Source organism: Pseudomonas putida (assembly GCF_028682455.1).
In the GTDB taxonomy this organism is placed as follows: domain Bacteria; phylum Pseudomonadota; class Gammaproteobacteria; order Pseudomonadales; family Pseudomonadaceae; genus Aquipseudomonas; species Aquipseudomonas putida_AA.
The window spans coordinates 517,493-530,146 of the sequence record NZ_JANHLD010000003.1 but is presented as its reverse complement, the minus strand read 5'-3'; the positions used below and the strand labels follow the sequence as shown (position 1 = coordinate 530,146).

Sequence of the window (12,654 nt, the reverse complement as noted above, 5' to 3'; positions counted from 1 at the left end):
GATCCAGAACAACAATAAAAAAAGAGCACACCAACCATGAACAACCTCCGCCAAGCCGGGTTGCTGCCCCTGCTCGCCCTGAGTTTTACCACCCAGGCCGCCGAAGCCGATTTCTTCAAGGACTCCACCGCCACCCTGCAAGCTCGCAACTACTACTTCAGCCGCGACTTTTCCGACATCGTCGGCGCCAACCAGCAGTCCAAAGCCGAGGAGTGGGGGCAGGGTTTCATCTTCAACTACAAATCCGGTTACACCCCGGGCGTCGTCGGCATAGGTGTCGATGCCATCGGCTTGCTCGGGCTCAAGCTCGACAGCAGTCCGGATCGTACCGGCACCGGCCTGCTGCCGGTCCAGGACGATGGCCGCGCGGCCGATGAGTACAGCCGGCTCGGGGCGACCTTGAAGCTGCGTTACTCGAAAACCGAGCTCAAGGTCGGTGAGCTGCAGACCAACCTGCCGATCCTGCAATACAACGACTCCCGCCTGCTGCCGCCGACGTATCAGGGCGTCAGCATCACTTCGGCCGAGATCAGCGGCCTCACCCTGCAGGCCGGGCACTTGAGTTCCACCAGCCTGCGCAATGAAGCGGGTGACGAAAAGTTGATCGCAATGCTCGGGCATCTGCCGCAGCGCCAAGCCGAGAGCGATGCCTTCAACTTCGTCGGTGGCGACTACAGCTTCAACGCCAGCCGCAGCACCTTGAGTCTCTGGTATGGACGCCTGGAGGATATCTACCAGCAAGGATTCGTCGGTCTCAAGCACAGCGAGCCGGTGGGCGATTGGGTGCTGGGCGCCAACCTTGGTTACTTCACCGCCAGTGAGCAGGGGGAAAGCCGCATCGGCGATATCGACAACCAGGCGTTTTATTCGCTGCTGTCGGCCAGACGGGGCGGGCATACCTTCAGCGTGGGCTACCAGGGGATCTATGGCGAGAACGCGTTCCCCAGAGTGTTTCCGAACATTTCACCGCTGGGCAACGAAGTGCCGACTTACGAGTTCTCTTATGCCGATGAACGTTCGTGGCAGGTGCGCTACGACTACGATTTCGTGGCCATGGGCATACCGGGGCTGACGGCGACCGTGCGCTATCTCAAAGGCGACAATGTCGACACCGGGCTCGGCTTCGAGGGCAAGGAGCACGAGCGCGACCTGGACCTGGGGTACGCGGTGCAGAGCGGGGTGTTCAAGGGATTGGGGGTGCGATTGCGCAATGCCGTGGCGCGGTCGAACTACCGCTCGGACATCGATGAAAATCGGCTGATCCTGACGTACACCTGGAGTCTGTTGTAGGAGCGGGCTTGCCCCGCGATCGCTTCACCGTCCATCCCCAGGCTGGGCCACTGAGCAGAGGATCGCTTAGACTGACCGGACAACTACAACGAGTGTCCTGGTATGGAGAGTCCCCTGCTCAGTGAGCGCAGCCGGGTTTTCGAGCGTGCCGATCCTCATGCCGTATCGACCTATGTCAATCAGCATGTGGGGGTGCACCACATCCGATTGCCGCGCTACGGGCATCCCGAGGCGTGCCTCGACCACCGCAAATTTGCCAGCCTCGATCTGTGCCGGATCAGCTATGGCGGCGAAGTGCGGGTGATGTCGGCAGCCCTGGAAAACGTCTTTCACCTGCAGATCCTGCTGCGTGGCCATTGCCTGTGGCGGCGCGGGCGTGCCGAGCGTTTGCTCGGGCCAGGCGAGCTGCTGCTGATCAACCCGGACGAACCGGTCGACCTTGCCTATTCGGCCGACTGCGAGAAATTCATCCTCAAGCTGCCTAACCGCTTGCTCGAAAGCGTCTGTGACGAACAACGCTGGCAACGACCCAGCGAAGGCGTGCGGTTCATCCAGAACCATTACCAGTTGCTGGCGCTGGAAGGGTTCTCCGGTTTGCTGGCCATGGTCTGCCATGAAGCCGAAGCCAGCGAGCCATTGCTGCGGGTGCAGGAGCACTACAGCCAGATCGTCGCCAGCAAGCTGCTGACCCTGATGCCGACCAACGTCAGCCGCGAGGCGCTGGGTGGGCAAACGTCGTCGTTCGAGCGCATCGCCGAGTACATCGAGACGAATCTGAAGCAGGACATCTGCAGTGAACAACTGGCCCGCCAGGCCAGCATGAGCCTGCGCTCGCTCTACATTCTGTTCGAACGCAACGCCGGCACCACGCCCAAGATCTACATCCGCGATAAAAAACTCGAGCGCATCCGCGCCAGCCTCAGCGACCCGCAGTGTACGGTGCGCAATATCACCGAACTTGCCATGGACTACGGCTTCGTCCACCTGGGCCGTTTCTCGGAAAACTACAAGTCGCTGTTCGGCGAACTCCCCTCCGATACCCTCAAGCGTCGCTCCTGACACTTTGCAGAAAACGGATAAAGGTCTGCACAAAGCGGATATTTGCCGTGCCCTTCGCTCCCTAACCTGACATGGCCTGAACACAATAACAACGGAGGCCCCGGCCATGTCCCTGGGATTCGATTACCTTAATTCCCTGCTTGAAGAAGATCAGGAGAAGGGCGTCTTTCGCTGCAAGCGCGAGATGTTCACCGACCCCCGTCTGTTCGATCTGGAAATGAAACACATCTTCGAAGGCAACTGGTTGTACCTTGCCCACGAGAGCCAGATTCCCGAAAAGAACGACTTTCTCACCACCACCATGGGGCGCCAGCCGATCTTTATCGCGCGCAACAAGGATGGGGTGCTCAATGCCTTCCTCAATGCCTGCAGCCACCGCGGTGCGATGCTCTGCCGGCACAAGAGCGGAAACCGCTCCTCCTACACTTGCCCGTTCCACGGCTGGACCTTCAACAACTCCGGCAAGTTGCTCAAGGTCAAGGACCCGGTCGATGCCGGCTACCCGGCCAGCTTCAACTGCGAAGGCTCCCACGACCTGACCAAAGTCGCTCGTTTCGAGTCTTACCGCGGCTTCCTGTTCGGCAGCCTGAACCCGGACGTGGTGCCACTGGTGGAGCACCTGGGCGAGTCGGCCAAGATCATCGACATGATCGTCGACCAGTCGCCTGAAGGCCTGGAAGTGCTGCGCGGCTCGTCGTCCTACATCTACGAAGGCAACTGGAAGCTGACCGCAGAGAACGGCGCCGACGGGTATCACGTCAGTGCCGTGCACTGGAACTACGCTGCCACCCAGAACCAGCGCAAGCAGCGCGAAGCCGGCGATGAAGTCAAAACGATGAGTGCCGGCGGCTGGGCCAAGAGCGGGGGTGGCTTCTACTCCTTCGACAAAGGCCACCTGCTGCTGTGGACCCGCTGGGCCAACCCGGAGGACCGTCCGCTGTTCGAGCGTCGCGACGAACTGGCTGCCGACTTCGGCCAGGCTCGTGCCAACTGGATGATCGAGAACTCGCGCAATCTGTGCCTGTACCCGAACGTGTACCTGATGGACCAGTTCAGCTCGCAGATCCGCATTGCCCGGCCAATTGCCGTGGACAAGACCGAGATCACCATCTACTGCATCGCGCCCAAGGGCGAGAGTGCCGAAGCCCGTGCCCAACGTATTCGCCAGTACGAGGATTTCTTCAACGTCAGTGGCATGGCCACTCCGGACGACCTGGAAGAATTCCGCTCCTGCCAGATGGGCTACCAGGGTGGGCGCGGCTGGAACGATATGTCCCGTGGCGCCACGCACTGGGTTGAAGGTGCCGACGCGGCCGCCCAGGAAATCGACCTGCATCCGCAACTGAGCGGTGTGCGCACTGAAGATGAAGGCCTGTTCGTGCTGCAACACAAGTACTGGCAGGAAACCATGCTCAAGGCGCTTGCCGCCGACCAGCAGCTGATCCCCGTGGAGGCCGTGCAATGAGCATTTCCTTCGAGCAAGTACGCGACTTTCTCTACGAAGAGGCGCGTTACCTGGACGACAGCCAATGGGACCAGTGGCTGGAGTGCTACGCCAGCGATGCGACCTTCTGGATGCCGGCCTGGGACGACAACGACCAGCTCACCGAAGACCCGCAACGGGAAATTTCGCTGATCTGGTACGGCAACCGAGGCGGCCTGGAAGACCGGGTATTTCGCATCAAGACCGAACGCTCCAGTGCGACCATGCCCGATACCCGGACCTCGCACAACATCAGCAACATCGAGCTGCTGGAGCAGGGCGAAGGCCAGTGCAAGGTGCGCTTCAACTGGCACACCCTGAGCTTTCGCTACAAGACCGTGGACAGTCACTTCGGTACCAGTTTCTACACCCTTGATGTGCGCGGCGAGCGGCCGCTGATCAAGGCCAAGAAGGTGGTGCTCAAGAACGACTACGTACGTCAGGTCATCGACGTTTACCACATCTGAATCCAGCTTTTATGCGAGGTGCGCCATGCACAAGATCGCCTTGAATTTCGAGGACGGGGTCACCCGTTTCATCGACGCCACCGCTGACGAAACCGTGGCCGACGCCGCCTACCGCCAGGGTATCAACATCCCGCTGGACTGCCGTGACGGCGCCTGCGGTACCTGCAAATGTTTCGCCGAGGCCGGGCGCTACGACCTGGGCCAGGAATATATCGAAGACGCCTTGAGCGAAGAGGAAGCCGAGCAGGGGTATGTGCTCACCTGCCAGATGCGTGCGCAAAGCGATTGCGTGGTGCGCATTCCGGCATCGTCGCAGGTGTGCAAGACCGAACAGTCCAGCTACCAGGCCAGCATCAGTGCGGTACGCCAGCTTTCGGACAGCACCATTGCCTTGTCGATCAAGGGCGAGGCGCTGAGCCGCCTGGCCTTCCTGCCGGGGCAGTACGTCAACCTTGGCGTACCGGGAAGCGAGCAGACCCGCGCCTATTCCTTCAGCTCGCTGCAGAAGGATGGCGAAGTCAGCTTCCTGATCCGCAACGTGCCGGGTGGCCTGATGAGCAGCTTCCTCACCGGCCTTGCCAAGGCCGGCGACAGCATGACCCTGGCCGGCCCCTTGGGCAGTTTCTACTTGCGCGAAATTCGTCGGCCACTGCTGCTGCTGGCCGGTGGCACGGGGCTGGCGCCGTTTACCGCGATGCTGGAGAAGATCGCCGAGGAGGGTAGCGAACATCCGCTGCACCTGATCTATGGCGTGACCAACGACTTCGACCTGGTCGAGCTCGACCGCTTGCAGTCCTTTGCCGAGCGCATTGCCAACTTCAGTTTCAGCGCCTGCGTGGCCAACCCCGAGAGCCAGCATCCGCTCAAGGGCTATGTCACCCAGCACATCGAGCCATGCCACCTGAACGAAGGTGATGTCGATGTCTACCTGTGCGGCCCGCCCCCGATGGTCGAGGCGGTCAGCCAGTACATCCGCGAACAGGGCATCACCCCGGCGAACTTCTACTACGAAAAATTCGCTGCCGCCGCTGCCTGAACCCGTTTTTTGGGGCCGGTCGCATCGTGCGGGTACGGTCGGTCCCTTTTTTATTCGAGGTTGTCATGAACAACAGATTCGACAACAAGGTCGCGCTGGTTACCGGCGCGGCGCAGGGGATTGGCCGGCGTTTGTGCGAGCGCATGCTCGAAGAAGGCGCGACCCTGGTGGCGGTGGACCGCTCGGAACTGGTTCACGAACTGCAAGGCGCGGGTGTGCTGACCCTGACAGCCGACCTTGAGCAACACAGTGAGTGCAGCCGGGTTATGGCCGCGGCGGTGGAGCGTTTCGGCCGGCTGGATGTGCTGGTCAACAACGTGGGCGGCACCATCTGGGCCAAGCCGTTCGAGCATTACGAAGCCGCGCAGATCGAGGCTGAAGTCCGTCGCTCGCTGTTCCCCACCTTGTGGTGCTGCCACGCAGCGCTGCCCTACATGCTGGAGCAGGGCAGTGGCGCCATCGTCAACGTGTCGTCGATTGCCACCCGCAGTGTCAACCGCGTGCCGTACGGCGCGGCCAAGGGTGGGGTGAACGCCCTGACGGCCTGCCTGGCGTTCGAAACCGCCGGGCGCGGTGTGCGGGTCAACGCCACCGCACCGGGCGGCACCGAGGCGCCACCTCGCCGGGTGCCGCGCAACAGTGCCGAGCAGAGCGCGCAAGAGAAAGTCTGGTACCAGCAGATAGTCGATCAGACCCTCGACAGCAGCCTGATGAAACGCTACGGCAACCTCGACGAGCAGGTTGGCGCGATCCTCTTCCTGGCCTCCGACGAGGCTTCCTACATCACCGGCACGGTGTTGCCGGTTGGCGGCGGCGACCTTGGTTGAGCGCCCTGGAGAATCCTCGATGAGTCATCCCCTGATTGAACGCATCTCGACCCTGATCGTCGACTTGCCCACCATTCGCCCGCACAAGCTGGCGATGCACACGATGCAAAAGCAGACCCTGGTGATCATCCGCCTGCACTGCTCCGACGGTATCGAAGGCCTGGGCGAGGCCACCACCATCGGTGGTCTGGCCTATGGCAATGAAAGCCCGGAAAGCATCAAGCAGAACATCGACAGCTACTTTGCACCGCTGCTGATCGGCCAGGACGCCAGCAACATCAATGCCGCCATGCAGCGCCTGGACAAGGTGATCAAAGGCAATACCTTCGCCCGCTCCGGCATCGAAAGCGCGTTGCTCGATGCCCAGGGCAAACGCCTTGGCCTGGCCGTCAGCGAACTGCTGGGCGGGCGCGTACGCGACAGCCTGGAAGTGGCCTGGACCCTGGCCAGCGGCGACACCGGCCGCGACATCGCCGAGGCCGAGCAGATGCTCGACCTGCGCCGGCACCGCATCTTCAAGTTGAAGATCGGCGCCAACGACGTGGCCCATGACCTCAAGCATGTGATCGCCATCAAGCGTGCCCTGGGCGAGCGCGCCAGTGTGCGTGTCGACGTCAATCAGTATTGGGACGAGTCCCAGGCGATCCGCGCCTGCCAGGTGCTGGGCGACAACGGTATCGACTTGATCGAGCAACCGATCTCGCGCATCAACCGCGCCGGGCAGATTCGCCTGAACCAGCGCAGCCCGGCACCGATCATGGCCGATGAGTCGATCGAAAGCGTCGAGGATGCCTTCAGCCTGGCCGCCGACGGCGCCGCCAGCATCTTCGCCCTGAAGATCGCCAAGAACGGTGGCCCCCGTGCGGTGCTTCGCACGGCACAGATTGCCGAAGCGGCAGGCATCGCCCTGTACGGCGGCACCATGCTCGAAGGCTCCATCGGCACCCTGGCCGCTGCGCATGCCTTCGTCACCCTCAACCAGCTGACCTGGCACACCGAGCTGTTCGGCCCGTTGCTGCTGACCGAAGAAATCGTGATCGAAGCGCCGGTGTACCGCGACTTCGCCTTGCACGTACCGCGTACCCCAGGCCTGGGCCTGACTTTGGACGAAGAGCGCCTGGCGTTCTTCAGCCGCACCTAAGGAGAGAAGCCATGTTGTTCCACGTGAAAATGACCGTGAACCTGCCCCTGGACATGGACCCGACCAAAGCCGCGCAACTCAAGGCCGACGAGAAGGCGCTGGCCCAGCGCCTGCAGCAAGAAGGCAGCTGGCGCCACTTGTGGCGTATCGCCGGGCACTACGCCAACTACAGCGTGTTCGACCTGCCCAGCGTCGAGGCGCTGCACGACACCCTGATGCAGCTGCCGCTGTTCCCGTACATGGACATCGAGATCGATGGCCTGTGTCGCCACCCGTCATCCATCCACAGCGACGACCGTTGAACGCCAAACGCCGATAACAACAATTCGAGGTACCTGTCATGACCGTGAAAATTGCCCACACTGCCGACGTCCAGAAATTCTTCGAAGAAGTCAGTGGCCTGAACAATGACCTGGGCAGCCCACGCCTGAAGCTGCTGACCAACCGTATCGTCAACGATGTAGCGCGCATCATCGAAGACCTGCAAGTAACTCCCGATGAGTTCTGGAAGGCCGTGGACTACCTCAACCGCTTGGGTAGCCGCCAGGAAGCCGGCCTGCTGGTCGCGGGCCTTGGCGTGGAGCACTACCTGGACCTGCAACTGGATGCCCAGGATGCCGAGGCCGGCATCACCGGCGGTACCCCGCGCACCATCGAAGGGCCGCTGTATGTGGCAGGCGCCCCGATGGCCGAAGGCGAGGTGCGGATGGACGATGGCCTGGACCCAGGTACGGTGATGTTCCTCCAGGGTCGCGTAGTCGATGAGCAGGGTCAGCCGGTGGCCGGTGCGGTGGTGGACCTGTGGCACGCCAATACCCAGGGCACCTACTCCTACTTCGACAGCACCCAATCGGACTTCAACCTGCGCCGACGTATCGTCACCGATGCCGAAGGCCGCTACCGCGCGCGCAGCATCGTGCCGTCGGGCTATGGCTGCCCTGAGGACGGCCCGACCCAGGAGCTGCTCAACCAGCTTGGTCGTCATGGCAATCGCCCGGCGCACATCCACTTCTTCATATCGGCACCGGGGTATCGTCACCTGACCACCCAGATCAACCTGGCGGGCGATGAGTACCTGTGGGATGACTTTGCCTATGCCACCCGAGACGGGCTGATCGGCGAGCTGCGCTTTGTCGAGGATGCCGCGGCGGCCGATGCACGCGGTGTGCAAGGGCGCTTCGCCGAGATGGACTTTGACTTCCAGCTGCTCAGTGCACCCAAGCCTGCGAGTGAGGTACGCAGCAAGCGGCCGCGGGCATTGCAGGACGCTTGATATCCCGGTTGAATCCATTGCGGGGCAAGCCCGCTCCTACGGTAGGAGCGAGCTTGCCCCGCGATGCTCTTTAAGGATGATCAATGAAAACAATAATCCACGACTTCTCCCTTTCCGCCTTGGTCGCCGGCTTCATCGCCACCCTGATTTCCTACGCAGGCCCCTTGGTGATCATTTTCCAGGCCGCCCACAGCGCACAGCTATCGGCGGCCGAGCTGTCTTCGTGGGTGTGGGCCATTTCCATTGGCAGCGGTGTACTGGGAGTGGTACTCAGCCTGCGCTTCAAGGTGCCCGTGGTGATTGCCTGGTCCGCCCCGGGCTCGGCCCTGCTGGTGGCGCTGCTGCCGGATATCGCTTTCGCCGAGGCGGTGGGGGCCTATATCGTCGCCAACCTGGTGATCTTGCTGGTGGGGGTTTCGGGCGCCTTCGACCGCATCGTCAGCAAACTGCCACCGGCCATCTCCGCCGCCATGCTGGCGGGCATTCTGTTCAGTTTTGGTACCGGGCTGTTCGTCTCCCTGAAGTCGCAACCGGTGCTGGTACTGGCGATGTTCGTCACTTACCTGGTGTTCAAGCGCATTGCCCCGCGCTACGCGGTCCTGGCAGTGCTGGTGTGCGGGGTGGGCATCGCCGTGTTCAGTGGCGAAATGAACGGTTCGGCGCTGGTGATCGGCCTTGCCACGCCGGTGTGGACCGCGCCGGTGTTCACCTGGCATGCGCTGTTGAGCATCAGCTTGCCGTTGGTGATGGTGGCGCTGACCGGGCAGTTCGTGCCAGGCATTGCCGTGTTGCGCAACGACGGCTACCGCACACCTGCCAGCCCGATCATCTCCAGCAATGCTCTGGCCAGTGTCCTATTGGCACCTTTTGGTTGCCATGGCCTGAACCTCGCGGCGATTACTGCAGCGATCTGCACGGGCCGCGAAGCCCATGACGATCCGGGAAAGCGCTATTGGGCCGGGGTGTCGGGCGGGGTGCTGTACCTGTTGCTGGGCGTGTTCGGAGCGACCCTGGTGTCGCTATTCACAGCCTTTCCGGCGGCCTTGATTGCGGCGTTGGCGGGGCTGGCATTATTCGGTGCCATCGGTGGCGCACTGGCAGGGGCGATGAGCGTGCCGAGCGATCGCGAAGCTGCGCTTATCACCTTTCTGGTGACGGCCTCGGGCATGTCATTCATGGGCCTGTCGGCAGCGTTCTGGGGGCTGATCTTCGGCCTGTTCGCCCACCTGCTGCTCAACCTGCGGCGACCAGCGCCACAGGCGAGCAGGGCAGGGCTGCGAGCTGACTGAAGTCAGATCTGCATGGCCATGCCTTCGACGTTCATCGCGGCCTGGCGCAAGGCCTCGGAACGGGTCGGGTGCGGGTGGCAGGTAAGGGCGATGTCTTCGGCCGAGGCGGAGAACTCCATGGCCACGCAGAACTCGCCGATCATCTCGCTGACGCTCGGGCCGACCAGGTGCACACCCAGTACTTCGTCGGTCTTGGCATCGGCCAGGACCTTGGCGAAGCCTTCGGTCTCGTGGTTGATCTTGGCCCGGCTGTTGGCGGTGAAGGGGAACTTGCCGACCTTGTATTCACGCCCTTCGGCCTTGAGCTGCTCTTCGGTCTTGCCGACGCTGGCCAGTTCCGGCCGGGTGTAGATCACACCAGGAATCAGGTTGTAGTTGACCTCATGGGGCTTGCCGGCAATCCGCTCGATACAGGCAACTGCTTCGTCCTCGGCCTTGTGCGCGAGCATCGGGCCTGAGGTGACATCGCCAATGACCCAGATTCCTGGCACCGAAGTGCGGTGATGCTCGTTGGCGAGCATGCCGCGCTTGTCGGTTTCCAGCCCGACGCTTTCCAGGCCCAGGCCCTTGGTGTACGGGCGGCGGCCGATGGCGACCAGCACGTAGTCGGCTTCCAGGCTTTCGCTGGCGCCGCCGACGGCAGGCTCGAGGGTCAGGCTGACGGCGTCTGCCGAGGCGCTGGCCTGGGTCACCTTGCTGCCCAGCTTGAAGGTAATGCCTTGTTTGGCGAGCGAGCGTTGCAGGGTCTTGGCGGTTTCTTCATCGGTGCCCGGACAGATGCGGTCCAGGTATTCGATAACGGTGACCTGGCTGCCCAGGCGACGCCATACCGAGCCCAGCTCCAGGCCGATCACCCCGGCACCGATTACCACCAGGTGTTTGGGGACGCCCGGTAGCGAAAGGGCACCGGTGGAGTCGATGATACGCTGGTTGTCGATGGTCACGCCCGGCAGCGGGGTCGGTTCGGAACCGGTGGCGATGACGATGTCTTTGGCCTGCAGTTCGGTGACGCTGCCATCTTCGGCGCTCACATTGACCCGGCCCGGGCCTGCCAGCTGTCCCCAGCCTTTGATCCAGTCGACCTTGTTCTTGCGAAACAGGAACTCGATGCCCTTGGTCAGGCCGGTGACGCTTTCGTCCTTCTGTTTCATCATCTGGGCGAGATTCAGGGTCGGCTTGACCTCGATACCCAGGTTGGCGAATTCGCTGCCTACCGCCGCCTCATAAAGCTCGGAGGCGTGCAGCAGTGCCTTGGATGGCATGCAGCCCACGTTCAGGCAGGTACCACCGAGGGTCGAGCGGCCTTCTACACAGGCCACGCTCAGGCCCAGTTGGCCGGCACGAATAGCGGCGTTGTAGCCGCCCGGACCGCCGCCGATGATCACTACATCATAGGTTTTCATTGTTGTACTCCAGGATGAAGAATCGACAATGGCGCCAAGATTAGTCTGCCGGACGATTGATTGTATACAATTTATCGCGCCTCCCGAGGGTCTGGAACGGGAGCGACAGCGTAAGACTATGGTCGCGATAGGCTGAAAGTTGCAAACTATGAACTACCCTTCTGCGGTGACGTCCGAAGAAAAAAGGAGGGTTCATTTCATGCTTGCGCAACTTCCACCTGTTCTGCAAAGCCTGCGACTACCCCTGCGCCTGAAGCTGTGGGATGGTCATGAATATGATCTGGGGCCAATGCCGCAGGTCACCATTCTGGTCAAGGACCCGCAGCTTATTACCCAACTGACCCATCCGAGCCTGGACGAACTGGGCGCTGCCTTCGTCGAAGGCAAGCTGGAGCTGGAAGGCACCATCAGTGAGGTGATCCGGGTTTGCGACGAACTCAGCGAAGCGCTGCTCAAGGATGAAGTCGACGCCCAGCCGGTGCGTCGGGAGCACGACAAGGCCACCGATGAGGCAGCGATTTCCTATCACTATGACCTGTCCAACGACTTCTACCAGCTGTGGCTGGACAAGGACATGGCCTATTCCTGTGCCTATTTCAAAACCGGCCAGGACACCCTGGAACAGGCCCAGCAGAACAAGTTCGAGCACCTGTGCCGCAAGTTGCGCCTGCAGCAGGGCGACTATCTGCTTGATGTCGGCTGCGGATGGGGTGGGTTGTCACGCTTTGCCGCCCGCGAATTTGGCGCCAAGGTAATGGGCATCACCCTGAGCAAGGAGCAGCTCAAGCTGGGACGGGCACGGGTCAAGGCCGAAGGCCTGCAGGACAAGGTGGACCTGCAGATCCTCGACTACCGCGACATTCCCCAGGATGGCCGTTTCGACAAGGTGGTGAGTGTCGGTATGTTCGAGCACGTGGGCCATGCCAACCTGGCGTTGTACTGCCAGCGCCTGTTCGGTGCGGTGCGCGAAGGTGGCCTGGTGATGAACCATGGCATTACCGCCAAGCATGTGGATGGACGTCCGGTAGGGCGGGGCGCGGGTAATTTCATCGAACGTTACGTGTTTCCCCACGGCGAGCTGCCGCACCTTTCGATGATCTCGGCGGCCATCAGCCATGCCGGGCTTGAGATTGTCGATGTCGAGAGCCTGCGCCTGCACTATGCGCGCACCCTGCAGCACTGGAGTGATCGCCTGGAAAGCCAGCTGGATAAAGCCTCGACGCTGGTGCCGGAGAAAGCCCTGCGGATCTGGCGCCTGTACCTGGCCGGCTGTTCCTATGCCTTCGCCAAGGGGTGGATCAACCTGCACCAGATCCTCGCGGTCAAACCCTTTGCCGACGGCCATCATGACCTGCCGCTGACCCGCGAGGATCTTTACCGCTAGGC

General features: G+C 61.9%; 12 protein-coding genes. 11 read left to right on the top strand and 1 reads right to left on the bottom strand.

What is annotated here, in order from left to right:
* The first annotated feature begins 36 nt into the window (after window positions 1-36).
* The 10 genes from NPS58_RS19605 (at window position 37) to NPS58_RS19560 (ending at window position 9,865) form a co-directional block, all read left to right on the top strand.
* Window positions 37-1,290 (top strand): OprD family porin, encoded by a 1,254-nt coding sequence (locus NPS58_RS19605; RefSeq protein WP_274116956.1) that lies wholly within the window; start codon window positions 37-39, stop codon window positions 1,288-1,290.
* Window positions 1,291-1,392: 102 nt separating this feature from the next.
* Window positions 1,393-2,349, top strand: a complete 957-nt coding sequence (locus tag NPS58_RS19600) for an AraC family transcriptional regulator (RefSeq protein WP_274116955.1) — start codon at window positions 1,393-1,395, stop codon at window positions 2,347-2,349.
* Between the two features lie 106 nt (window positions 2,350-2,455).
* Entirely contained in the window at window positions 2,456-3,814 is a 1,359-nt protein-coding gene (benA, locus tag NPS58_RS19595; protein WP_274116954.1) for a benzoate 1,2-dioxygenase large subunit, read from the top strand.
* Window positions 3,811-4,299: a benzoate 1,2-dioxygenase small subunit gene (benB, locus tag NPS58_RS19590; RefSeq protein ID WP_274116952.1), complete on the top strand. Its 489-nt coding sequence runs from the start codon at window positions 3,811-3,813 to the stop codon at window positions 4,297-4,299. Before benA ends, benB begins: the two co-directional genes overlap by 4 nt.
* Before the next feature lie 25 nt (window positions 4,300-4,324).
* Window positions 4,325-5,335, top strand: coding sequence for a benzoate 1,2-dioxygenase electron transfer component BenC (gene benC, locus NPS58_RS19585; RefSeq protein WP_274116951.1), 1,011 nt, complete (start codon window positions 4,325-4,327; stop codon window positions 5,333-5,335).
* Window positions 5,336-5,400: 65 nt separating this feature from the next.
* Complete coding sequence (locus tag NPS58_RS19580) at window positions 5,401-6,162, top strand: 1,6-dihydroxycyclohexa-2,4-diene-1-carboxylate dehydrogenase (protein WP_274116950.1); 762 nt, start codon at window positions 5,401-5,403, stop codon at window positions 6,160-6,162.
* A gap of 19 nt (window positions 6,163-6,181) precedes the next feature.
* Window positions 6,182-7,303, top strand: coding sequence for a muconate cycloisomerase family protein (locus NPS58_RS19575; RefSeq protein ID WP_274116949.1), 1,122 nt, complete (start codon window positions 6,182-6,184; stop codon window positions 7,301-7,303).
* A gap of 11 nt (window positions 7,304-7,314) precedes the next feature.
* Window positions 7,315-7,605 (top strand): muconolactone Delta-isomerase, encoded by a 291-nt coding sequence (catC, locus tag NPS58_RS19570; protein ID WP_274116948.1) that lies wholly within the window; start codon window positions 7,315-7,317, stop codon window positions 7,603-7,605.
* A gap of 38 nt (window positions 7,606-7,643) precedes the next feature.
* Window positions 7,644-8,576: a catechol 1,2-dioxygenase gene (gene catA / locus NPS58_RS19565; RefSeq protein ID WP_274116947.1), complete on the top strand. Its 933-nt coding sequence runs from the start codon at window positions 7,644-7,646 to the stop codon at window positions 8,574-8,576.
* Window positions 8,577-8,659: 83 nt separating this feature from the next.
* Window positions 8,660-9,865, top strand: coding sequence for a benzoate/H(+) symporter BenE family transporter (locus NPS58_RS19560; RefSeq protein WP_274116946.1), 1,206 nt, complete (start codon window positions 8,660-8,662; stop codon window positions 9,863-9,865).
* Window positions 9,866-9,867: 2 nt separating this feature from the next.
* Here the strand turns inward: NPS58_RS19560 and lpdA are convergent, their stop codons facing one another.
* Window positions 9,868-11,268, bottom strand: coding sequence for a dihydrolipoyl dehydrogenase (gene lpdA, locus NPS58_RS19555; protein ID WP_274116945.1), 1,401 nt, complete (start codon window positions 11,266-11,268; stop codon window positions 9,868-9,870).
* A 199-nt stretch (window positions 11,269-11,467) separates the two neighbouring features.
* Here lpdA and cfaB point away from each other — a divergent pair, with 199 nt between their 5' ends.
* On the top strand, window positions 11,468-12,652 hold the full coding sequence (gene cfaB, locus NPS58_RS19550; RefSeq protein WP_274116944.1) for a C17 cyclopropane fatty acid synthase CfaB: 1,185 nt from the start codon (window positions 11,468-11,470) through the stop codon (window positions 12,650-12,652).
* Window positions 12,653-12,654: the final 2 nt, after the last annotated feature.